This is a genomic window from Sinorhizobium sp. KGO-5, assembly GCF_036245905.1.
GTDB lineage: Bacteria > Pseudomonadota > Alphaproteobacteria > Rhizobiales > Rhizobiaceae > Sinorhizobium > Sinorhizobium meliloti_A.
Genome location: NZ_BDIZ01000003.1, coordinates 54,274 through 77,478 on the forward strand (window position 1 = coordinate 54,274; position 23,205 = coordinate 77,478).

The 23,205-nt window shown below is 61.9% G+C and carries 21 protein-coding genes; 5 read left to right on the plus strand and 16 right to left on the minus strand.

Going from position 1 to position 23,205, the window contains the following annotated elements:
- Positions 1-7 precede the first annotated feature (7 nt).
- From ytfR to BHD07_RS14390, 7 genes are all read right to left on the minus strand, one after another.
- Positions 8-1,525 (minus strand): galactofuranose ABC transporter, ATP-binding protein YtfR, encoded by a 1,518-nt coding sequence (ytfR, locus tag BHD07_RS14360; protein ID WP_275599085.1) that lies wholly within the window; start codon positions 1,523-1,525, stop codon positions 8-10.
- A 141-nt stretch (positions 1,526-1,666) separates the two neighbouring features.
- Positions 1,667-2,629 carry a galactofuranose ABC transporter, galactofuranose-binding protein YtfQ gene (gene ytfQ, locus BHD07_RS14365; protein ID WP_004434596.1) on the minus strand — a complete coding sequence of 321 codons (963 nt, stop codon included), beginning with the start codon at positions 2,627-2,629 and terminating at the stop codon, positions 1,667-1,669.
- Between the two features lie 160 nt (positions 2,630-2,789).
- Entirely contained in the window at positions 2,790-3,836 is a 1,047-nt protein-coding gene (locus BHD07_RS14370) for a glutathione synthase (RefSeq protein ID WP_100670329.1), read from the minus strand.
- Between the two features lie 11 nt (positions 3,837-3,847).
- Positions 3,848-5,737 carry a flavohemoglobin expression-modulating QEGLA motif protein gene (locus BHD07_RS14375; protein ID WP_338281075.1) on the minus strand — a complete coding sequence of 630 codons (1,890 nt, stop codon included), beginning with the start codon at positions 5,735-5,737 and terminating at the stop codon, positions 3,848-3,850.
- A complete protein-coding gene (locus BHD07_RS14380) occupies positions 5,734-6,591 on the minus strand; it encodes an N-formylglutamate amidohydrolase (RefSeq protein WP_338281078.1) in 858 nt (285 codons plus the stop codon). The genes BHD07_RS14375 and BHD07_RS14380 overlap by 4 nt, the downstream gene beginning before the upstream one ends.
- Before the next feature lie 39 nt (positions 6,592-6,630).
- A complete protein-coding gene (locus BHD07_RS14385; RefSeq protein ID WP_018099148.1) occupies positions 6,631-6,843 on the minus strand; it encodes a hypothetical protein in 213 nt (70 codons plus the stop codon).
- 366 nt (positions 6,844-7,209) lie between these two features.
- Positions 7,210-8,301: a glycosyltransferase family 4 protein gene (locus tag BHD07_RS14390; RefSeq protein WP_018099150.1), complete on the minus strand. Its 1,092-nt coding sequence runs from the start codon at positions 8,299-8,301 to the stop codon at positions 7,210-7,212.
- Between the two features lie 272 nt (positions 8,302-8,573).
- Here BHD07_RS14390 and BHD07_RS14395 point away from each other — a divergent pair, with 272 nt between their 5' ends.
- On the plus strand, positions 8,574-9,020 hold the full coding sequence (locus BHD07_RS14395) for a YqaA family protein (RefSeq protein WP_018099151.1): 447 nt from the start codon (positions 8,574-8,576) through the stop codon (positions 9,018-9,020).
- Between the two features lie 14 nt (positions 9,021-9,034).
- Here BHD07_RS14395 and BHD07_RS14400 read toward each other — a convergent pair whose 3' ends face one another.
- The 5 genes from BHD07_RS14400 to BHD07_RS14420 all read right to left on the minus strand — a co-directional run bounded on the left by BHD07_RS14400 (position 9,035) and on the right by BHD07_RS14420 (position 15,277).
- The gene (locus BHD07_RS14400; protein WP_338281083.1) at positions 9,035-11,254 is read right to left on the minus strand and encodes a copper-transporting P-type ATPase; all 2,220 of its coding nucleotides are present in this window, start codon (positions 11,252-11,254) and stop codon (positions 9,035-9,037) included.
- A 25-nt stretch (positions 11,255-11,279) separates the two neighbouring features.
- Positions 11,280-11,723: a Cu(I)-responsive transcriptional regulator gene (gene cueR / locus BHD07_RS14405; RefSeq protein WP_338281085.1), complete on the minus strand. Its 444-nt coding sequence runs from the start codon at positions 11,721-11,723 to the stop codon at positions 11,280-11,282.
- Between the two features lie 61 nt (positions 11,724-11,784).
- A complete protein-coding gene (locus BHD07_RS14410) occupies positions 11,785-14,268 on the minus strand; it encodes a heavy metal translocating P-type ATPase (protein WP_338281088.1) in 2,484 nt (827 codons plus the stop codon).
- Between the two features lie 200 nt (positions 14,269-14,468).
- Positions 14,469-14,690, minus strand: a complete 222-nt coding sequence (locus tag BHD07_RS14415; protein ID WP_338281089.1) for a heavy-metal-associated domain-containing protein — start codon at positions 14,688-14,690, stop codon at positions 14,469-14,471.
- Positions 14,691-14,953: 263 nt separating this feature from the next.
- Positions 14,954-15,277 (minus strand): hypothetical protein, encoded by a 324-nt coding sequence (locus BHD07_RS14420; protein ID WP_018099156.1) that lies wholly within the window; start codon positions 15,275-15,277, stop codon positions 14,954-14,956.
- A gap of 174 nt (positions 15,278-15,451) precedes the next feature.
- On the opposite strand from BHD07_RS14420, the gene BHD07_RS14425 reads away from it, so the two are divergent.
- Positions 15,452-15,817 (plus strand): ArsR/SmtB family transcription factor, encoded by a 366-nt coding sequence (locus tag BHD07_RS14425; RefSeq protein ID WP_100670321.1) that lies wholly within the window; start codon positions 15,452-15,454, stop codon positions 15,815-15,817.
- 1 nt (position 15,818) lies between these two features.
- Positions 15,819-17,024 carry an arsenite efflux MFS transporter ArsK gene (gene arsK, locus BHD07_RS14430; protein WP_338281092.1) on the plus strand — a complete coding sequence of 402 codons (1,206 nt, stop codon included), beginning with the start codon at positions 15,819-15,821 and terminating at the stop codon, positions 17,022-17,024.
- A 39-nt stretch (positions 17,025-17,063) separates the two neighbouring features.
- Here arsK and BHD07_RS14435 read toward each other — a convergent pair whose 3' ends face one another.
- The 3 genes from BHD07_RS14435 to BHD07_RS14445 form a co-directional block, all read right to left on the minus strand.
- On the minus strand, positions 17,064-18,047 hold the full coding sequence (locus BHD07_RS14435) for a L,D-transpeptidase family protein (protein WP_338281094.1): 984 nt from the start codon (positions 18,045-18,047) through the stop codon (positions 17,064-17,066).
- 98 nt (positions 18,048-18,145) lie between these two features.
- Positions 18,146-19,147: an ABC transporter substrate-binding protein gene (locus BHD07_RS14440; protein WP_100670318.1), complete on the minus strand. Its 1,002-nt coding sequence runs from the start codon at positions 19,145-19,147 to the stop codon at positions 18,146-18,148.
- A 97-nt stretch (positions 19,148-19,244) separates the two neighbouring features.
- Positions 19,245-19,871 carry a TetR/AcrR family transcriptional regulator gene (locus tag BHD07_RS14445; protein WP_100670317.1) on the minus strand — a complete coding sequence of 209 codons (627 nt, stop codon included), beginning with the start codon at positions 19,869-19,871 and terminating at the stop codon, positions 19,245-19,247.
- Between the two features lie 143 nt (positions 19,872-20,014).
- Between BHD07_RS14445 and BHD07_RS14450 the strand changes: the two genes are divergently transcribed.
- Positions 20,015-22,051, plus strand: a complete 2,037-nt coding sequence (locus tag BHD07_RS14450) for an NADH:flavin oxidoreductase (protein WP_338281097.1) — start codon at positions 20,015-20,017, stop codon at positions 22,049-22,051.
- A 260-nt stretch (positions 22,052-22,311) separates the two neighbouring features.
- Here the strand turns inward: BHD07_RS14450 and BHD07_RS14455 are convergent, their stop codons facing one another.
- Positions 22,312-22,584, minus strand: a complete 273-nt coding sequence (locus tag BHD07_RS14455) for an usg protein (RefSeq protein WP_338281100.1) — start codon at positions 22,582-22,584, stop codon at positions 22,312-22,314.
- 280 nt (positions 22,585-22,864) lie between these two features.
- Here BHD07_RS14455 and groES point away from each other — a divergent pair, with 280 nt between their 5' ends.
- Positions 22,865-23,179, plus strand: coding sequence for a co-chaperone GroES (groES, locus tag BHD07_RS14460; protein WP_026169069.1), 315 nt, complete (start codon positions 22,865-22,867; stop codon positions 23,177-23,179).
- Positions 23,180-23,205: the final 26 nt, after the last annotated feature.

Here is a 23,205-nt window from a genome sequence, read left to right on the forward strand (position 1 = left end):
ATCGGAATCAAGACGCTTCCCTCCCGTTGGTCGCAGCGATCGCTTCGACGATCCGATGTGCAGTCAATTGAGCGCCATCGAGTTCGGCGACGTGGGCGTGGTCGCGAAGGACGACCACCCGCGTGCTGTAGGCGACGAGTTCTTCTATTTCAGAGGAGATGACGATGAGCGACATGCCCTTCTCGCGCAGGCTCTCGATGAGCCTGATGATTTCCGCATGCGCCCCGACGTCGATGCCGCGCGTCGGCTCGTCGAGGATGAGCAGCTCCGGTTCGGTCGCGAGCCAGCGCGCCAGAATGGCCTTTTGCTGATTGCCGCCGGAAAGCAGCCTGATCGGTTTCTCGCGATCCGCGGTGCGGATATCGAGTGCCCGGATGTAGTGGTCCGCGAGACGGTTCTGCTCCGCGCGGGGGATCGGGCGGGTCCAGCCGCGCCTTGCCTGAAGGGCGAGCACGATATTCTCGCGCACGGACAGATCGCCGACGATGCCCGCGGTCTTGCGGTCCTCCGGGCAGAAGCCGAACTTCTGCCGGATTGCGGCACGCGGCGAGGAAAGATCGACGGTCCGGCCTTCGATCTCGGCGGTACCGCTATCGGCACGGTGGGCGCCGAAGAGGATTTCTGCGGTTTCCGTCCGCCCCGAGCCGAGCAGGCCCGCCATGCCGACGACTTCTCCGGCGCGGACATCGAGATCGAAGGGGTCGATCTTTCCGCGGCGGCCAAAGTTTCGAAAGCGGTAGCGTGGCTCACCCGCGACCGGGTCGGAATGGGCGGAATGGATCTCCGTCGCCAGTTCGCGACCGATCATCATTGCGATCAGCTCGCGCCGGTCGAGATCGGCCGCGTTGCGCGTGCCGACCAATTGCCCGTTCCGCAGAACGGTGATGCGATCGGAGATGGCGTAGACCTGCTCCAGGAAGTGGGTGATGAAGATGATGCCGAGCCCGCGTCCCTTAAGGCGCCGCACGATGCGGAAGAGCATCTCCACCTCGTGTGCGTCGAGGCTCGCGGTCGGCTCGTCCAGGATCAGAACCTTGCCGGAAAGATCCACGGCCCGGGCGATGGCCACGACCTGCTGTATCGCTACGGAATAGCTCGCGAGATCACGGGTGACGTCGATGTCCAGTTCGTATTCCGCGAGCAGTTCCCGCGCCTTGCGGTTCATGGTGCGCGTGTCCACCATGCCGAAGCGGCGGGGCTGCCGTCCGAGAAAGAGGTTCTCGGCAACAGTGAGGTTCCCCAGCAGGTTGACCTCCTGGTAAACGGTCCCGATGCCCAGCCTCTGGGCATCGAACGTGTCGCGCGGGTCGGCCTCGGTCCCGTCGAGCAGCATGCTGCCGCCATCCCGGCGATAGGCGCCGGTCAGGCATTTGATGAGCGTCGACTTGCCGGCGCCGTTCTCCCCGAGGAGCGCGTGAACCTCGCCGCGCCGCAAATGAAAATCCACCTTGTCCAGCGCCTTCGTGCCGGGAAAGCCCTTTTCGATCCTTGTGGCCGAAAGGATATTGTCGCTGCTGGTCTGCATGGCTGCCGTCTCTGGAATGCCGCCTGACGAACGATCGGGCGTCCGTTCGATGGAATGGCCCGCGGCGGCTGCCGCGGGTTCTAGCTCAGTGCGCTCGGCCCGATAGTCGGTGTCGATTTTTCGGGCCGAGCACTGGCGGGATCAGTAGCCGAGGCCCTTCTTTTCTTCGTAGACCTTCATCGGATCATCGGCCTGCGTGTAGAGCTTCGATTCCGTCTGGATCCATTTCGGAGGCTCTTTGCCGTCCTTGAGGAAGGCGGCAAGCGCGTCGAAGGCGGGGCCTGCCATGTTCGGCGTGAGCTCGACCGTCGCATTGGCTTCGCCGGCAGCCATCGCCTGGAAGATATCCGGAACAGCGTCGATCGAGACGACGAGGATGTCCTTGCCGGGCTTCAGACCGGCTTCCTTGATCGCCTGAATCGCGCCCACCGCCATGTCGTCGTTATGGGCATAGAGCGCACAGATGTTCTTGCCACCGTCCTCGGCCTTCAGGAAGCTTTCCATCACTTCCTTGCCCTTGGTCCGGGTGAAGTCGCCGGTCTGGCTGCGGACAATCTTCAGGTTGTCGTTGCCGGAAAGCGCCTGCTCGAATCCCTTCTTGCGGTCGATCGCCGGCGAGGAGCCGGTGGTGCCCTGAAGTTCGACGACGTTGCACGGCTTGCCCGCGACGGTATCGACAAGCCATTTGCCGGCCACGCTGCCTTCGTGGACGAGATCGGAGGTGACCGCCGTCAGGTAGAGATCGTCGGAGGCGTCGACGGTCCGATCGAGCAGGATGACCGGGATCTCCGCGTCCTTGGCCTCCGCCAGGACTTCATCCCAGCCGGTGGCGACGACCGGAGCGAGAAGGATGGCATTCACCCCTTGCGCGATGAAAGAACGGATCGCCTTGATCTGGTTTTCCTGCTTCTGCTGCGCGTCGGCGAATTTGAGGTCGATGCCGCGCTCTTCCGCCTGCTGCTTCGTCAGCGTCGTTTCGGCTGCACGCCAGCCGGATTCCGATCCGATCTGAGAAAAGCCGACGACCAGTTCGGCGGCCGAAGCGCTGCCGAAAGTGCAGGCAGCAAGGATCGTTGCACTCGCAAGTGCCTTCACGATTTTCATGATTTCCTCCCAAAGAAAGCTGCTCTTCCATGCAGCTGATCGAGAAAAAATCATACTATATTACTTTTGTAAACTCACTTTTGCTGACGACGGGACGCGTCGGTGGATTCGCCCACAGATCGTGCAGTGCGCGAGATCGGAAGAGCGTGCCGGCGCGCGGTCAAAGGACCGCTAACGTGCGGTTCGGAATGGTCCCGCGGTAGAGTTCGTGGATTCGCAGTTTGTTTTCCAGCGCGATGATGATCTCTTCGCTGAAGTCCACACCGCAAAGCGCCGCAATCTCGGGAAGACCGCCCGGCGTGAAGACATTGGCTTCCAGCACCTTGTCACCGACTATATCGAGCCCGACCAGGAACATGCCGTCTTCGATGAGCTTGGGGCGAAGCCGTTCCGCGATCTCGAGAATCTGAGGCGTAACGGTCGCGGCTTCCGGCTTGCCGCTCACATGCATGTTCGAGCGTACGTCGCCCTCGGCAGGAACGCGCCGGAAGGCGGCGTAGACGCCGTCGCGCTCGAGCGGCCTGCCATTCAACAGGAACAGACGAATATCGCCGGCGACCGCGTCGGGAATGTAGTTCTGCGCGATCAGGTAGCCGCCGCCGCTGGCGACCTCGAAGATCTGGTTGAGATTGGCCTCGTCCTTGGAGTTGATCTTGAAGACGTTCTTGCCGCCGGAGCCTTGCAAGGGTTTCAGGATAGCCCCGCCCGGATGATCCTCGATGAAGCCGCGGATTTCCTCGATGCTTCTCGAGATCAGGCTGGTTGGCCGGATGATCTCGGGGAACTCCTGAAAATAGAGCTTGTTCTGCGCGAGCGACAACCCGTCCGGGTCGTTTACGACCAGAATGCCGCGCGCGGCGGCGAGCCGCCCGAAATTCGTGCCGACATAGACTGCCCAGGGCCGCGTGTCCGCGTCTTCGGAAGGGTCGTTCCGCAGGAAAAGCACCTGAACCTCACGCAGGTCGAGCGTGGTGATCTGTGCCTGCTCGCCCTTGAGCGCTGTGAGCAGCGTCTCCGGCTTCTTCGGCTTCGTGCCTTTCAGCGTCGTTGCGCGGATCAGGAGGCTGTCGTCGGGGCGCAGCACGAAGTCGCCCGGCGTGACGTAGCAGACCTCGTGACCACGTGCGAGCGCCGCGAGCGCCAGCCATGTCGTCGTGTAATAGGGGGCTTCGCCTTCGATGGAGTTGACGAAAAAAGCGATGCGCATGTGAGCCGCTCCTATTGCCGCAGCATATCGAGTGGAGCCATCCGCTCGCGCGCTCTGGCAAGCCGCGACGGCGCTTCCGGACCATCCAGAAACATGGGTCGAACCGAAGGACCGCCGAGCAGTCCACGGGCATGAAGTTCCTGCATGACGGCAAAATGGGAGGCGGCGATCTTGCCCATCCAGAAGGGCTCGAGCGCGCCCCCGGCTGCGAGATGATCGAGGAGTTCCAGAAGTCCGCGCAGGTAGATCGCGTCCTTGACGAGGCCACCGCCGCGATATACCCGCAGAACGACGTTGAAGGCGTCAGCCCTCTGGAATCCGTGTTCCTTGACGAGCAGGCGGTACACCTCCGGCAAGGACGCGCCATCGATCATCGCGGCGCAGGCGAGCACACGGGCGGCGAGGAGACGCAGCCGCTCGCCGGTCATTCCCCCCGAAAGATATTCCGCGAAGACCGCAAGGCCCTCCTGCATTCCCTCATACCCGGCAAGACCGGAGCGAAACAGGCGAAGCCCCTGCGCCGATCCATTGAAATAGGTCAGGAGGTGAACGCCGATTTCGTGGCTTAGGATCGGATCGACGCGACCGGGCTCCATGATCGTGCTGCGCGCGATCAAAAGCCGCCTTCCCGAAACCAGCAACCCGGCGGGAAGATCGTCCCGCACCTCCACGAGCGCTTCGAAGCCCGCATACTGCCGGGCATATGCGGCGATCATCTCGCCCGCCCGCATTTCGACGAAACGGCTGTCGGCACGGCGTTCGGCGGGTGCTTGCGGGTGCGCGGCGATTTTCTGGGTGCGGGCGAGGATCTCTTCGGCCGCGCGCAGGAGGTCCGGCTCGACCGGACCGTACAGTGCACGGCCGAACTCGATGAACTTCTTCGTTTCACGGGCGGAGAGCATCGTCAGCTGCAGATCGACTTCCTGCTGCTTTTCACGGTAGAGCTGATAGAGCACCGGGTCTTCGAGGTGATCGAAGGGGATCGAGAACAGCGTCTTCTTTGCGGCTTCGATCTCGATGATCAAAGGCCGGTAGAGGAAACGCGGCGCGCGCGCGAAATCGCTCGCCGCGAATTCGCTCCAGGCGGCTTCCGCGTTTATCGGCGTGACGGCGAGAAGAAAATCGAAGCTCGAGGCGACTTCGTCGATGCTGCGGTCGGTGCGCTCCACGGCATCGATGAATGCCTTTCTCCCGAGGGCGCGATGGGTCGGGAATTGGAGGCTGCGCGTCGACCGGGCGAAGGCAGCGAAGGCGTGCAGGGCGGCATCGAAGATGCTCGCGATCAACCGCTCGCGCACTTCCGGGAAGATCCGGCCGGAATTGCGCTGCCGGTAGACCGGAGCGAAACGAACCCGCATCGAGGGGAATGGCAGATCGAGCGTCTCTCCCTCCAGTGCGGAATCCTGCGGCCGCTCATGGAGTTCGACCCGCGGCGTTCGGAACTTCGCGGGGATCGCTTCGACGGCCTCGACGAAGGCCATTGCTGCGGCTCGGATATTTGCCTCGGCGCCGGCCATCACTTCGACCTTGAAGGGCGGCAGCAAAGGCGCATGGTCGGTCAGGAGCTCATCCTGCGCGAGTTCGTCCATTTCGAGCACCATGAAGGCGCCGAAGCGACGCTCGAGCAGTTTTCCGATTGCGGCGACGATAGGTTTCGCCGTGGCAGCATCCTGCGCGAGCAGGTGGGAGGCGTTCGCGCGGACCACTTCGCGCGCAACGGGTGCCCCGTCGCTGCCGGCCAAGTGCACGCAGAGAAAGGGCAGGGCGCGGTCGATGTGGAGGCGTCCGCCGCCTTCGAACTCCTTGCGCACGGCCCTGCCTGCCTCGATCGCGGCCAGCGCCTCCGCCAGCCAATCGGGAGGATCGACCCCCGCCTCGATGGGTATGCGCGCAAGCTTCATCGACCCCGCTCCAAAGCGTCGTTGAGTGCAGGCAGCGTCGAGGCGAGCAATCTTCTGAGCGCTGCGAGCACTTCGGGGCGCGGCTCGCCCGTCCATTCCTCCATGAAGACCTTCTTGAATTCGACGGCGATGGCGCAGCCCGTGTCGGGGAAGTGCTCATGGATGAAGCGCGTCTGTTCGCCCCGCCCCTGAAAGGCGATGTTTTCGCGCACGTCCAGTGGTCGGCCGGGAAAATCGAAGGAGCGAAGCGCCGCCATGAAGCTGTCGACCACGTGCGCCCATTTTCGGCGATCCATCGAGATGGTGCCGATATTGATGTCCGGTGCATCGGTCGAAAGCGTCGGCTCCGCTTCCGGTCCGGCACGGCGATGATTGTAGCTGTGAACGTCGATGACGACGAAGCGTCCGTGGCAGCGTTCTATACCGGCAAGGAACGATGCCAGCATCGCATAATACTCGTCGTGCATGGAAAGGGATGCATCGACGAGGGCCTGCGGCGGTTCTTCCGCCCACACGTCCAGGCCCCAGGCCTGTTCCGGCCGCAGGTAGACTGCGCCGCCGCGGGGACGATTGATGTCCACCTCGAACCGCGAACGATGGACGATGATCCGATTGGCGAAGTCGCGGATCAGGAACTCGGTGAAGGGATCCTCCTCCCGCAGACGTTCTTCTTCGGAAATCGCGAACATGCGCCGCACCGCGGCACGCGTGGCATGGCCGTCGTGAATGGCGGTCGCGACGACGGGCGTATCGCCACGGTGCTGGGTCCACCAGGCGGATGTGGCGGATGGCGTCAGATCCAGCAACTGTTCAGAGGCAAGATTCATGTCCGTCGCTTCCGCGAGCGCGTTCACGGATTAAAATTCCGGATCGCGATTTCGGTTCCAAACGCCTCAGGCACGATTGATCGTCGGAAGGAGGAGTTCCACTTCGCGCTGCATCTGCGGCGACAGCGTCTCGATGTTCGTCCTCCAGAAGTCTTCCGCCTCCTTGGGCTCGTTCTCCCAATTCCTGACCGATGTCTGGTTATCGTCGATGACCACCCGGCGATGGCCGCCGAGGCGCAGGTACTCGGTCGCAAGTTTACGCGCGTTCGTCAGTTCCATGGCTGTACTCCAGGTCTTGAGTTTCGCGACGCCAGCCGGCTGCCACATATGCGAAAACGCTCCGGGCTTCTGGACGTTCCCGGTCCATTGCGACTTTGATCCTGCTCCCGATTCTACCGGTCCGGAGGCAAAATCCGGTTTGACGCCAACGACTAAGCCATCAGTCTCATGACGTCAGAAGCCGGTAGGCCAGATAGGCGACGGCGAAACTTGCAGCAAAGCCGAGCGCCACGAGGAACCCGTTTCGGAGCAACAGGAGCGAGCCCTTCATGAACGGATAACGCCTGACGCGATGGCATCGTTCGCGTCAGGCGTCTTTCGTCAAAGGCGCCGCAGAAAAATCTTATCTGTCGTCCGATGCGTTCCTCATGCCGCCTCGAGGCCGACTTTCTTGGGCTCGCCTTGCGGGGTGGGGGCGGTCTGCCTCAGGACACCCGGAAGGTTCTGGTAAATGTCGAGATAATCGCGTGTCATCCGTTCGGTAGTGAACCGTCTCTCGAAGCTTTCGCGAACCTTACGCCTGTCGAGTTCCAGCACCCGTTCGAGGCTTTCGATCGCTTCGTCGACCGTGTCGACCAGGATCCCCGACACACCGTCGTCGATCACCTCCGGCGCCGAGCCATAGCGGAAGGCAAGCACCGGAGTGCCGCAGGCCATCGCCTCGATCATCACGAGGCCGAACGGTTCCGGCCAGTTTATCGGAAAAAGGAGTGCTGCCGCATTGCCGAGGAAGTCCGCCTTCTGGTTTTCGTCTATCTCGCCGATGTATTCGACGTTGGAATGGCTTGCGACGAGAGGTTCGACGACTGCTTCCCAATAGGCGCGATCCTGGGCGTCGATCTTCGCAGCGATCTTCAGAGGCATGCCGGTCCGTGCGGCGATTTCGATCGCGCGGTCGGGACCCTTCTCCGGTGCAATGCGCCCGAGGAATGCCAGATACGCGTCAGATCGTCTTTCCCGCAGCGCCAACACCGTCGGATCCAGTCCATGCAGCACAGTGCCCCTCCAGTTGACCGGCGGCATCGGCGCTCGCTGGTGCTGCGATATCGAAACCAGGGGGATATCGGGGAAGGCGAGATAGAAGGGTTGCAGATCGGGCAGATCGAGGCGTGTATGAAGTGTCGTCACCGTCCTGTCGGCGAAATCTCTGATCAGGGGGAAATGCAGGAATTCGATATGGAAATGCAGAACGTCGAACTGAGGCGCGCGGCGGCGGACCTCTTCCAGCATTGCGATGTGATGGGGAAGGAAATCTTGAACTTTCGCATTGAGCCTAAGCGCGACATCGCAACAGGGCACCAGCTCGGCACTTGTAAGCGAATCGCCGCTGGCAAAAAGGGTCACGTCATGGCCCAGCCTTACGAGTTCTTCGGTCAGGCAATGGACGATTCGCTCCGTGCCTCCGTAAAGCTTCGGCGGGACGCGTTCTGCAAGGGGTGCGATCTGCGCAATTTTCATCGCTCAACTCCTGATATCGAGGGGCGTCGGCAGGACGTACCTCGGCGATAAGAAGGATGTTCTCACCCCTGCACAATTGCCGGAGAGCCGCTCTTGTTCCGGAGTGCCGGCTGTGTTTGCAGAGTTGGACCGCGCGCACGCACCTGCGGCTGCATGGCCGTCCGCCTTACAGCCGCAGGGAAGCTGTGTGTGCCACTTCTGGTAGCGATGTCGTGACGATAATAACCAGGGGTTTTAGGATGATGTCGACCAGTGAAGAGACCTGAGAACCCATGACCGCAGCTTACGCCGGCCTCTTCCTCGTCGCCTTCGGGGCAGCCACCGTCCTGCCGTTCCAGTCCGAGCCGTTGCTGGTGGGGCTGCTCGCTTCAGGCAAGTTTTCGCTCGTGGCACTTATCGTCGTGGCTAGCCTCGGCAATATCCTCGGAGCCGTATGCAATTGGTTCCTCGGGAGGTTCATCGATCGTTTTCACGACAGACCATGGTTCCCGGTGAAGGAGGCGTCGCTTGAAAGGGCAGGCGGATGGTACCGGCGTTACGGCCGCTGGACCCTGCTTCTCTCCTGGATGCCCGTTTTCGGCGACGCCTTCACCGTGATCGCCGGCGTCTTGCGCGAGCCGCTCTGGTCCTTCCTGATCCTCGTCGCCATCGCCAAGACGGGCCGATACGTCTTCCTTGCCGCGGCCACTCTCGGCGCCAAAGCCGTTCTCGGTTTCTGAGGCGCTCGCATTTGCTATATCCGGACGCCTCTCAGTCTCAGTGAATTGGCGATTACGCTTACCGACGAAAGGGCCATTGCCGCCGCTGCGATGATCGGTGAGAGCAGGAGGCCGAAGCTAGGATAGAGAATGCCTGCGGCGACGGGGACTCCCGCAGCGTTGTATATGAAGGCGAAAAACAGGTTCTGGCGGATGTTCTTCATCGTCGCATGGCTTAACTGCCGTGCCCGGGCGATTCCCTGAAGGTCGCCTTTGATCAGGGTCACGCCTGCGCTCTCGATTGCCACGTCCGTCCCGGTCCCCATGGCAATGCCGACATCGGCCGCGGCGAGCGCGGGGGCGTCATTGACACCGTCTCCAGCCATGGCGACGATACGTCCGTGCTGGCGCAGGCGCGCGACGATTTCGCTTTTGTGATCCGGAAGCACTTCGGCCTCGACGTCTTCGATCCCGAGTTTGCGCGCGACGGCTTTGGCGGTGGTCTTGTTGTCCCCGGTGAGCATGACGACACGGATGCCCTCATTCATCAATGTTCGCATGGCATCGGGGGTTGTCGCCTTGATGGGATCGGAAATCGCGAAGAGACCGCCGACGCGGCCGTCGATGGCCACGAAAATGACGGTTGCTCCTTCGCCGCGAAGACGTTCGGCTTCTTTCGCAAGGGCTGACACATCGACGCTTTCTTCTTCCATGATCCGGTGACTGCCGATGATCAGCTTCCGGCCATCGACCGAACCCGTGACGCCTTTGCCGACCGGGCTGTCGAAATCCTCCGCCTTGCCCAAGGTTAGATCGCGCGCCGCCGCGGCGTCGACGATTGCGTCTGCCAGCGGATGCTCACTCCCCCTTTCGAGGCTTGCGGCCAATTGGAGAAGCTCATTCTCGCCCAACCCTTCGGTCGCGACGATCGACGTCACCCTGGGCTTGCCTTCGGTGAGCGTTCCTGTCTTGTCGACCACCAGCGTATCTACTTTCTCGAACCGCTCCAGTGCCTCGGCATTCTTTATGATCACGCCCAAACGCGCGCCGCGCCCTACGCCGACCATGATCGACATCGGTGTGGCGAGACCGAGGGCGCAGGGGCAGGCGATGATGAGCACCGCGACCGCAGCGACAAGGCCGTGAATGAATCGCGGCTCCGGTCCGAGCCACATCCAGGTGGCGAAGGCGGCGACGGCGGTCGCGATGACGGCGGGAACGAACCAGCCGGAGACCTCGTCGGCCAAACGCTGGATAGGGGCGCGCGAGCGCTGCGCTTCGCCTACCATCTGCACGATCCGCGACAGCATGGTATCGCGTCCCACCTTGCCCGCCTCCATGACGAAGCCACCTGTCTTGTTCACGGTGCCGCCTATAAGGTGAGCGCCGGCTTCCTTGGTGACCGGCATGGATTCGCCGGTGATCATCGACTCGTCCACCGAACTGCGGCCTTCGATGAGCTTGCCGTCTACAGGCACTTTCTCGCCCGGCCGTACGCGCAGCCAGTCACCGACGACCACGGCTTCCAGGGGTACGTCCACTTCGTTACCCTCACCTTCGATGCGGCGAGCGGTCTTGGGCGCAAGGTCGAGCAACGCTCTTATGGCGCCGCCCGTCTGTTCCCGGGCGCGCAGTTCCAGAACCTGCCCGAGCAGGACCAGCACCGTGATCACGGCAGCCGCTTCGAAATAGACCGCAACCGCTCCGCCGTCGGAACGGTACGTTGCCGGAAACAGGCCCGGCGCTGCTGTCGCAACGACACTGTAGACCCAGGCAGCTCCCGTGCCCATGGCGATCAGCGTGAACATGTTCAGGTGCCGCGCGATAATGGACCGCCACGCCCTTTCGAAGAACGGCCAGCCACCCCACAGGACCACCGGCGTGGCAAGGACGAGCTGCAGCCAATTCGACATTTGCGGCGTGAGCAGCATGTGTAGATCGACGAGATGGCCGCCCATCTCCAGTATCAGCACGGGCATTGCCAGGACGAGACTGATCCAGAACCGCCGACGCATGTCGGCGAGTTCCGGGCTCGGTCCTGTTTCATTAGTCGCGATTTCCGGCTCCAGCGCCATGCCGCAGATCGGGCAGTTCCCGGGGCCGACCTGTCTTACCTGCGGATGCATGGGGCAGGTGTAGATCGCGTCCTCTGCCTGAGCGGCGACCGCGCGCTTTTGCGTGCGGGCCTGGTTCTCGCCTTGCGCATTATGGCGGTGATGGTGGTGTCGATCCCCATGATCTTTTTGATCTGCCATCGAAGTCTCCGTTCCGAGTTGGACGCTATTTCAGCGACGCGACGCCGAAGCGGGGATTGACCTCGGTGTTCACCCGGACGGATCCGTTCGCGATTTCTTCGATGATCGGGCAGTCCGGCCGATCGTCGCCATGACAATGGCCCGCGAGATGCTTGAGCGTCCGCGTCATTTCCTGGATGGCGGCTATCTTGCGTTCCAGTTCCGCGATGTGTTCCAGGGCGACCGCCTTGACGTCGGAACTCGCCCTGGACCGATCGCGCCAGAGGGCAAGCAGTTCCTTGATCTGCTCCACCGAAAACCCCAGATCGCGTGCCCGGCGCACGAAGCGAAGCGTATGGACGTCGTTGTCGCCGTAAGTCCGATAGCTGGACGCGGTTCGAAGGGCGGGACTGATAAGCCCGATCTGTTCGTAGTAGCGGATCATTTTGGAGGAGACGCCGCTGGCCTTGGAGGCTTCGCCGATATTCATGTGTTTCTCCTTTTCTGCGAGCGTCGATTGCGGCCGGCCGGTCGCCCTCGCACCTGCGCCTTCATGCCGGGTTGACCGATTTCAGCCGCAACGCATTGCCGAGGACGAAAACGCTCGACATCGCCATGGCCGCTGCCGCGAAAATCGGCGAAAGCAGGATGCCATTCACCGGGTAAAGCACGCCGGCTGCGACCGGTATGAGACTGACGTTATAGGCGAATGCCCAGAACAGATTCTGCTTGATGTTCAGGATCGTCGCCTTGCTGAGCGCGATCGCCTTCACAACGCCGTTCAAGTCTCCGGACATCAGCACGACGTCGGCGCTTTCTATCGCGATGTCGGTTCCCGTCCCGACGGCGATGCCGACATCCGCTTCGGCGAGAGCCGGCGCATCATTGATGCCGTCGCCGATGAACGCCACCGACCGGCCGTCCTGTCGAAGCTTTCTGATCGCCTCTACCTTGCCTTCCGGCAAGACCTCGGCGACGACTTCGTCAATGCCGAGCTTTCTGGCGATCGCCTCGGCAGTGCGGCGGTTGTCGCCGGTGATCATCGCCACTTTGAGGCCGAGCTCATGCAGGGACTTGATCGCCTGAGGCGTCGTTTCCTTGACCGGATCCGACACTGCGATGATCGCCGCCAGCCGCCCGTCGATGGCCGCATAGAGCGGCGACTTGCCGCTGGCGCCGAGCCGCTCGGCCTCGGTCGAGAAACCGGAAACGTCGATCCCGTTCGTGGCGAGCGCTCGGTCCGCGCCGACCAGCACCTGCCGCCCGGACACCGATCCGCTTACGCCAAAGCCGGGCGTCGCTTCGAAGCCGGCGACCGCGGCCGTCGCGATCCCCTTGGACTTTGCCGCCGATACGATGGCCTCCGCGATCGGATGCTCGGAAAGCGTTTCGAGACTCGCGACGAGGAAGAGCACTTCGTCGGCCTCGAAGCCCTCTGCAGCGACGAGGTCGGTCAGTTCCGGGCGGCCCTTCGTCAAAGTCCCGGTCTTGTCGAGCGCGACCACATCGGCGTCGCGCAGGCTCTGGAGAGCCTCTCCCTTGCGGAACAGGATGCCGAGTTCGGCGGCGCGGCCGGTACCGACCATGATCGAGGTCGGGGTCGCCAGGCCCATCGCACAGGGGCAGGCGATGATCAGGACCGCGACAGCATTCACGAGGGCGAATGAGAGCGCAGGCGAGGGGCCGAAGGCGTACCAGGCGGCAAAAGTCAGCACGGCTGCGAGAATCACGGCCGGAACGAACCATCCGGTAACCCTGTCGACCAGGGCCTGGATCGGCAGCTTCGAGCCTTGGACGGCTTCGACCAGTTTGATGATCTGCGCAAGCAGCATGTCATTGCCGACCTTGGTGGCCTTGAAGGTGATGGACCCGGTCTTGTTGATCGTGCCGCCGACCACCGCGCTCTCGGTTGTCTTCCGGATGGGAAGGGGTTCACCGGTGATCATCGACTCGTCGACATAGGAGCTGCCGTCGATGACCATGCCGTCCACAGGGATCTTCTCACCGGGCCTAATGCGGATGACGTCACCGGCCACGACCTCGCTGATTTGCGCCTCGACGAATTCGCCGCCGCGCAGCACGAAAGCCGTTTTCGGCTGCAGGCCGACGAGCCGCTTGATCGCCTGACTCGTGCGACCCTTCGCCCGTGCTTCGAGATAGCGGCCGAGGAGGATCAGGGTGACGATCACGGCAGCGGCCTCGTAATAGACATTCGCCGTTCCCGAAGGCAGAACGCCGGGGCCGAAGGTCGCCACGACCGAATAGCCCCATGCGGCGGTGGTCCCGAGGACGACCAGCGAGTTCATGTCGGGCGTCCAGCGCAGAAGGTTCGGCACGCCCTTCCGGAAGAACCGCAGCCCCGGTCCGAAGAGGACGAACGTGGCGAGTGCAAACTGAAGGTACAGATTGTTTCGCATGCCGATCGTACCCATGATCAGCTCATGGACGCCTGGAATGAAGTGTGACCCCATTTCGACCAGGAAAAGCGGAAGGGTCATCAGCGCCGAGATCGTCACGGCGTATCTGAGAGAGCGGAGCTCGGTGGCGCGGTGATCCTCTTCGCCTGCCGAAGCCTCGGCGGCCCTCGTCTTGCGAAGCTCGTATCCGGCACCGCGGACAGCAGCTTCGAGGGCGGACATGTCGACGGTTCCGGAAAGCAGGCGCACGGTCGCCTTCTCCGTCGCAAGATTAACAGCCGCATCCGCAACGCCTGGGACGGCCTTCAACGCCTTCTCCACGCGAGAAACACAGGAGGCGCAGGTCATGCCTTCGATCTGGAGTTCCTCGGCGGCGATCCTCGGCGCGTAGCCGGCTTTCTCGATCGCGCGCAGCACCGCAGGCGTGTCCGGCTCTCCATCGAACCGAACCGTTGCCCGTTCCGTCGCCAGGTTGACATTCGCAGAGGCTACGCCCGGCACCGCGGTGATCGCCTCTTCGACGCGTCGGACGCAGGAGGCACACGTCAGGCCCTCAATGCCGAAGTCGGTGGGAATCGGAATCGGTGTGGATTTTTCAATCTTTTTCAGTGCAGTCATCGGAAGGTCCTTTCCAAACTGCACCCTTCATAATCCTTCCAATAATGGGAAGGTCAAGCACCTTTGCGTGTTTTCTTCCCTCCACGGCAAGCAGCAGCGGGAAGTGCGTAGGGTCTTCGGCTCGGAAGGACGCCGTATCAAATACTTGGAGCGGTTCGGTGAAACACCGAACCGCTCCAAGCTCCAGCCTTACGGGGCATTCAGATGCCTTGGCTGAAGCAGGCATTGCCAATGGAAGCCTTGTAACCGGCATTCTCAATGGCGGCGACAAAGGCAGCGGGACCAATGTCGGACTCGATCGATGCGATTTTCGCCCGGAGATCAACGGTGACCTTGGCGTTCGGATCGACTGATTTCACCGCCTTTTCGACGGTGCCGGCGCAGTGGCTGCAGGTCATATGGGATATGCTGATATCGTACATGGAACACCCTTGCTTCACGAAACCGCCACAGCATGCATCTTCCAACGATGTCAGGGTCAAGGGAACGCCCGGACTTTATTTTCGGGCGCTACGGCCCGTTCACCGCCACTTCAGCGGTGTTGCCGCTTCCCGCCAGCCGTTGCCCTCCATGCAAGGGTCGGCTGGCCGGCATTCATCTGCGACAGCGGCAAGCCAGCCGGGGTGCTGACATCGAACTTGCGCGCAGCCCTTATCATCCGGGCCGCCCCGAATGGCCGCTGGCTTCATTCGACGACGCAATCGTCAGCCTTCGCGGCGGCTGTCTGCTCGCCTGACTGCTGAGCTTCGGCATCCTGCTGCGACGTGGCGAGGTTCTCGTCTCCTCCGCCCTGTTGGTTAGCCAGAGGCATCGTCTGACCGTCCTTGCTCGCAGCATTGTTCCCGGTTTCCAGCGGGGCTTTGGTTCCGTCCTTTGCTATCCCCGGCTTTTCGGCATTGATGGAGGCGGTGGTGTCCGCCGAAGTACCATCTTTGCAGGCGGCCGTGGCTGTACCGGATGCGAGGCCCGCAATCGAAATTGCTGTAAGGATCGTAGCGAGTACCTTCATTGTAATCTCCTTTATCTCGGAAGCAGATGTGTGAAAACCAATCGGCAGGCCGATCGTTCCATCGCTTGCGCGGACCAGGGATTTAAAGCTCAGGAAGCGTGATCTCACTTCGGACTTGCCGATCCGCGTCAGGTCGGCTACCCATCAATTTGATTATTGTAGGAAGATTGAAATATGGAAGAGCGACAAGCCCGATCGTCCTTCGCCGCCCTGTCGCAGGAGACGCGCCTGGGAATTGTGAGAACACTCGTCGTTGCGGGGCCGGGGGGCATGGCTGCGGGCGCGATAGCAGAAAAGATGGGCGTCTCGCCCTCGAACGTCTCCTTCCACCTGAAGGAACTGGAACGGACCGGATTGATCGCGCAGAGGCGCGAATCACGCTCGATCGTCTACAGCGCCAGCTACGAAACCCTTGCCGATCTTGTGAAGTTCCTGATGGAGGACTGTTGTGTCGGACACGCCAGCGTACGTGCATCCTTGAACGGGCCCAAACCGTGTAGCGTGGCATCCTCCGGGCCGGCCGAAGGCGGGAACGGCTGATATGAAGTCCGGGATCCCCGCAGGCATCGTCGCCGCACTCGGCCTCACCCAGATCATCGGCTATGGCACGCTCTATTACAGCTTCAGCATTCTAGCGCCCGGAATGGCACGCGACCTCGGCCTGACCGTCGAGCAAGTGTTCGGCGTGTTTTCCGCTTCGCTGCTGGTGGGTGGCCTTTCGGCTCCTCTCGTTGGGGGATGGATGGATCGGTTCGGCGCCGCGACGATTATGACTTCCGGCTCGGCCGTCTCCGCTCTGGCTCTTTTGCTGTGCGCCTGGTCTCCCTCGACGGCCGTGTTCGCCATTGCCATAGTCCTCCTGGAAGTGGCCTCCGGCATGGTGCAATATCAGGCGGCCTTTGCGGCACTTGTGGAAATTCGCCCCAAGGCGGCTTCACGCAGCATCACCTATCTGACGTTGATCGGAGGCTTCGCTTCGACGATCTTCTGGCCGATTGCCGCAACCCTTGGAGAGTTTCTCTCGTGGCGCGAAATCTACATCGCTTATGCGGCGTTGAACCTGCTCGTCTGCCTCCCGCTGCATCGCTGGATCATGCGAAGCCGGACGTCTGCAGCGATCGAATCTGCCGGCCTGGACCGGGAAGCGATTGCCGGCGCGCTTCCGGCACAGGCCAGACGGCGTGGCATGCTTCTCGTATCGTTAGCCTTTGCCCTACAGGGATTCACGCTTTCCGCGATACTGACGCATATGGTTCCGATGCTGGGAACGATCGGCTTCGGTGCGGCAGCCGTGATGATCGGCTCGCTCTTCGGACCGTCGCAGGTTCTGAGCAGGCTCATCAACATGACGTTCGGCGCAAACTTGCTGCCGCCCATGCTCGCGACCCTGTCCGCCACGCTCATCGTAGCGGGTGTCGTCATCCTCGGTCTTTCCGGAACCTGGCTGCCCGGGGCTGTGGTCTTCGCGATCTGTCTCGGTCTCGGATCGGGCATCAACAGCATTGCGCAGGGATCGCTTCCGCTCTGGCTGTTCGGATCGGCCGGTTACGGTGCGATAACGGGAAGAATGGCCGCCGCACGGCTGGCGGCGGGCGCGATGGCACCCTTTGTCTTCTCCGTCCTGATGGAACGTTTCGGCACTGATGTCGCCTTGTTGGCCAATGCCTGCCTCGGCGCGGTCGGCATGGGCGCCTTCGTGGCGGTGGCATCGGCCGCCAAGCGTCGGCCGGATGCTCTCACTCTTTGACGCTGCGTTGCCTCAGCCGGGTTCGGAGTCGACTGAGGTTCAGTCGGTGAACTCGGCGACCACCCCCGGCTTGACCATCGCCGCCAGTTCCTCGGCGTCCCAGTTCGTCAGACGAACGCACCCGTGTGACTGGGCTTTATCGATCAAGGACGGTTCGGGCGTGCCGTGGATTCCATAGGTGGGCTCCGTCAGATCGATCCAGACGGTTCCCACCGGATTGTTGGGGCCTTTGGGAAGGGTCAGGGGCTTGTTGTTGTCGCCCTGCTTGAAGTTGACATCGGGGTCGTATTCGTAAGGGGGCATTCGCGCGACCCCCTTGACCTTGTGGATGCCCGTGGGGGAGGGGGTCCCTTCGCTGCCGATGGAGGCAGGATAGGCAGCGAGCGGCGAACCATCTTCGGCGAATGCCAGAACTTGCCCCGTTCGTTTGCGCACTTCTATCCTTTTGACCGCGCCTTCCTTCGCGGCGCCGGGCTTCGCAACCCAGACCGTTTCCCCGACGGTAAACGACGCACCTGGATTCAGCGCCTTCAGAAGGTCGACGTCCATGTGAAACCGTTCGGACAACCTCTCCTCGACGCTCGTATAGCCGAGGTGATCCATCTTGGCCTGCTTGGAATAGTCGTCGGGAATCTCATCGACGAGATCCTTGGCATCCTCTTTCGTGATGACATAGGACTGGATGACAGGCTGATCCTGCGAAAGCCGGCTGACGACTTCGGGGTCCAGCCTTCCATCGACGGGAAGACGTTGCATGGCCTCGAATCCCGCAACGGCCTTGGTTACATTCTCGCCGTAGTAGCCGTCGATTACCCCGGGAGAGGCCCCCGCGCGATCCAAGAGGATCTGGAGATGGACGATGGCGGGATCCGGGTCAGGCGGCTCTTTCGGCGGCCTTTCCGGCGCGATCCCGACAATCGGCGCGTTGTTGACGGCTTCCGGCTGAAGGTCTTCAGCGCTGGCGGTGGAATGGAGGCCCAATGACAGGGCGGCTGCGAAAAGGATGATGTTCTTCATGAACATCAAATGGCCAGCCGGCCCGACTTGTTCCGCCCGCTGATTTCCTTGCCCTCGGAAGTGGATGCGGCGTGCGTCTCGCACGCCGCATCGGCGCAAGGCCGTCAGAGCGCCGCTTTGATCTTCTCGGCGGCTTCAGGCGAGACCCACTTCGACCACATGTCTTCGTTCTCTTCGAGGAAGCGCTTCGCACCTTCTTCACCGCTGGCCTGATTGTCGGTCATCCAGGCCATGAGCTGGCTGACGGTATCGTTGCTCCAGGAGCGCTTGGTCAGATAGTCCATGACCTCGGGACCGACCCGCTCGGAGAAGGGCTTGGCAACCAGCGTCACGATCGTGTCGACCGGCCATGCATTCGGCTTGGGGTCGGAGCAATCCGCTACGGTGTTGCAGCGCTTCCATTCGGCCGCGTCATGGGGCACGCCGGGGTCCAGCTTGACCATCTTGTATTTGCCGAGCAGGGCGGTAGGAGACCAGTAATAGGTAAGAAGACCCTCCTTGCGTTCATAGGCCTTGGCGATGGCCCCGTCCAGGCCGGCAGCAGAGCCGGTGTCGACCAGGGTGAAGCCCGCCTTCTCGCCGTCGAACGCGCTGAAAAGCTGCGTCGTCACCACCGTGCCGCCCCAGCCTTGCGGTCCGTTCAGGATCGCGCCCTTGCTGGGATCCTCGGGGGCCGGAAAGAGCTCGGGGTGCTTCAGCGCGTCGCCGATCGTCTTGATGTCGGGGTGTGCGTCGGCGAGGTATTGGGGGATCCACCATCCCTGGACGCCGCCGTCGGGCAGCGGCGAGCCGACTGTGATGATACGACCGTCGTCCTGGCCTTTCTTGACGACATCGGGCAGGAGGTCGATCCACGCCTCCGGCGCGATATCGGGCTGGCCCTTTTCGGCCATGGAGGTGATCGTCGGCACGGTGTCGCCGATCGTGATCTCGGCACTGCAGCCGTAGCCTTCATTGAGAATGAACTTGTCCAGGTTGGAGAGGACCTCGGCACTCTGCCAGTTCATGCTGGCAATGGTGACGCTCCCGCACTCGGCGGCATTCGACGCCGATGCTCCTGCGATGAGGCCAAGCATCAGACATGTCGACGCAAGCAGCTTTTTCATTACACTGTTCCCTCTTCTTTTTGCGGCGTCTTATCGGAAGAGCAGGGTGCCGCGTCTGCCCGCTCCTGCCTCGCTCGTTCTTTATCGCCCTCTGTCGCTATCCGGAGTAGCCGTGCCGGGCGAAGAAGCGGTCAAGCTCTCTCTGCTCCGGAGCTTGTCCGGTGAAGATCTCCACATATTCCGGAATGCGCTTCATCCGCACGGATACGTCTTCCTTCGTCTGCATCGAGATGTAGCCGATCTGCACGAGATAAATCGTGCGCGCACGCACATCGGCCCGCGCCTCGCCATGCCCGAACCGCAGGAACATGCGCGTGAGCGCGTCGAGTCGCTGCTGATCGGCGCTTTGGACTTCCGCAAGAATTTCAGGCGACTGCAGGGCCCAGCTTCGCACCGCGAACTCGAACTGAGAATCGAACAGACCGCCATCAAGCCAGCAGTCGAAAACGTTGAGCATCGCTTCGGCGATCGTCTCGGCATAGGCCTCGGACTGTCTTACCAGATTGCCCGTGTTCTTTTCGCGCCAGCGCGAGACGAGCCTGTCGAGCAGTTCCTCGCGGTCCTTGAAAAACCAGTAAAAGCTCGTCCGCGACAGATTGAGCTTCTTCGCAAGCGGCTGGATTTTCACCGCATCAATGCCGGCATCGAGCAGGGATTCGTAGGCTGCTCCAAGCCAGACATCCGGGGAACCGCGCCAGCCGCTGTCGCTCGTGATCTGCTCCATCGTCGCTATTTAGCAGATCGACGCGTACCCCCGCAAGAAAAATGTACATCAGTGTCTCCGACCCTGACTTCAATGCCTGATTTGTTGACACATGTGTACATTTTCCCCTACGCTGCCGCCACGTCCAAGCCGGAGCCCCGCAAATGCCGAACGATCCCCTCCTTCAACCGTACCAGCTGAAGCACCTGACGCTGCGCAACCGCATCATCGTAACGGCGCACGAGCCGGCCTATCCGGAGGACGGCATGCCGAAGGAGCGCTATCGCGCCTATACGGTGGAGCGCGCGCGGGGCGGCGTGGCGATGACGATGACCGCCGGTTCGGCGGCCGTCTCGAAGGACAGCCCGCCGGTCTTCAACAATCTGCTTGCCTACAAGGACGAGATCGTGCCGTGGATCCGGGAGATGACCGACGCCGTGCACGAGGAGGGGGCGGCGATCATGATCCAGCTCACTCATCTCGGCCGGCGCACGCGGTGGGACAAGGGAGACTGGCTCCCGGTCGTCGCTCCCTCGCATCATCGCGAAGCGGCGCATCGCGCCTTTCCCAAGAAGATCGAAGACTGGGACATCGACAGGATAATCAAGGATTTTGCCGATGCGGCCGAGCGCATGAAGGCCGGCGGTATGGACGGCGTCGAGCTCGAGGCCTACGGTCACCTCATCGACCAGTTCGCCTCGCCATTGACGAACGAACTCGATGGTCCTTACGGCGGCTCGCTCGACAACCGCATGCGCTTCTGTTTCGACGTTCTGAAGGCGATCCGGGCACGTGTCGGAGACGAGTTCATCCTGGGCGTGCGATACACGGCCGATGAATGCCTTCCCGGGGGGACGGACAAGGCGGAAGGTCTTGAGATCTCGAAACGTCTCAAGGGAAGCGGACTTATCGACTACCTGAACATCATTCGCGGCCATATCGATACCGACCCCGGACTGACGGATGTGATCCCTATTCAGGGCATGGCCAATTCGCCGCATCTGGACTTCGCCGGCGAGATACGCGCAGCGACGAATTTCCCGACCTTCCATGCGGCTAAAATCCCCGACGTCGCGACCGCGCGCCACGCGATTGCGTCCGGCAAGGTCGACATGGTCGGGATGACCCGCGCCCACATGACCGACCCGCACATCGTCCGCAAGATCATCGAGAAGCGGGAGGACGACATTCGCCCCTGCGTAGGCGCGAACTACTGTCTGGACCGCATCTACCAGGGGGGCGCCGCCTATTGCATCCACAATGCTGCGACCGGACGCGAGCTGACGATGCCGCACAGCATCGCGAAGGCACACTGTCGCAGGAAAGTGGTCGTCGTCGGGACCGGACCGGCCGGCCTCGAGGCGGCACGCGTGGCGGGGGAGCGTGGCCACCAGGTGGTTGTGTTCGAGGCGGCAAACGATCCCGGCGGCCAGGTCCGCCTGACTGCGCAAAGCCCGCGCCGGCGGGAAATGATCAGCATCATCGACTGGCGCATGAGCCAGTGCGAAAAGCTTGGCGTCACCTTCCATTTCAATACATGGGCGGAAGCGGAGGCTATTCAGGCGGAAAATCCTGACGTCGTCATCATCGCCACCGGCGGGCTTCCGCATACGGAGGTGCTGTCGAGGGGCAACGAGCTGGTCGTGTCGGCGTGGGACATTATTTCCGGCGATGTGAAGCCGGGCACCAACGTCCTGATTTTCGATGACGCCGGCGACCACGCCGCTCTGCAGGCCGCCGAATTTCTCGCCAATGCCGGCGCCAGGGTCGAGATCATGACGCCCGACCGCTCCTTCGCGCCGGAGGTCATGGCGATGAACCTCGTGCCTTACATGCGTTCCCTGCAGAAGCTCGATGTGACCTTTACCGTCACCTACCGTCTGGAAGCGGTCGAAAAAAGCGGCAATCAACTGGTCGCCCATGTCGGCAGCGACTACGGGGGTATCTCCAAACAGCGGACCTTCGACCAGGTGGTCGTCAATCACGGAACCATCCCGCTCGACGATCTGTACTTCGAGCTGAAGCCCTCCTCCAGCAATCTGGGCGAGATCGCGCACGACCAGCTGATCGCCGGGGAACCGCAATCGGTCGTCCGCAACGCGGAGGGCAAGTTCCAGCTCTTCCGGATCGGCGATGCGGTCGCGGCGCGCAACACCCACGCCGCGATCTACGACGCCCTCCGCCTTCTCAAGGATATCTGACGCCAGGCAGATCCACCGGCGTGTTCCCACCTTGGCGGGGACTGCAATCTCTCCTTCTTCCTCCTCCCTGTGCTCGTCACAGGGAGGAGAGCAGCGCCGGGTCTGCGGCGCGGGAAGCGTTCTTTCAGCCCAAGGACTTTGGTCTGGCTGGATTCCTGTGACAAGCACAGGAATGAGGAAACCAAACAAGCCGCGGCGGCTGTTCCAAATCTCAACAGGCCTTGGCGCGGGAGACGCAAGTGCCCTTTCAACGCCGGAAATCAGTGAATGTTGAATTCGCCATCCACCTGCCGCCACTCGTTCGGGCCGATCAACCGTTTGTGGGTGAACCGCACGGAGTGGAGCGGCCCGTCCAGCTTGGTCTGCCAGAAATCGAGGAACTTTCGCATCTGGGGAAATTCCGGTGCGACGTCGTAATCCTGCCAGACATAGGTCTGCAGGACGGATTCGAAATCGGGAATGCGGTAGAGGATATGCGCGGTCGTGAGACCGTAACCGTTGAGCTGGCGCTCGAGATCCGATGAAAATTGCATACTTCATCTCCGTTACATATCATTCGCCGGCTCCCCGCTAATCCTGCGGGGCCCCCGGCATGACCTTAACGTCACAACGAAAATTCAGGTTCCTTTCCAGTCTGTTAGCAGCCGCGTCGAAGCGCTGCTGATTTTTTTGCGGGCACCTCTTGAAATCCATTTTTTGCCCAACCAGATCAACCCGCGCGAAGTGCTCGAACGAGGCTTCGCACCCGTCCGGATTGGTCATCCGGTCCGGGATGGGGAACAAGATCATCAATGTTTGTCCATGGAGGAAAACATGGCGTTTCGACCGCTTCATGATCGTATTCTCGTCCGCCGCGTCGAGTCCGAAGAGAAGACCAAAGGCGGCATCATTATCCCCGACACTGCCAAGGAAAAGCCCCAGGAAGGCGAAGTCATCGCTGTAGGTCCTGGCGCGCGCAGCGAACAGGGTCAGATCCAGCCGCTCGACGTCAAGGTGGGCGACCGCATCCTGTTCGGCAAGTGGTCCGGCACCGAGATCAAGATAGATGGCGAAGATCTGCTGATCATGAAGGAAAGCGATGTCATGGGAATCATCGAGGCCCAGGCCGCCGAGAAGATAGCCGCCTGAAAATGCGAAGATACAGTCAACAAGCT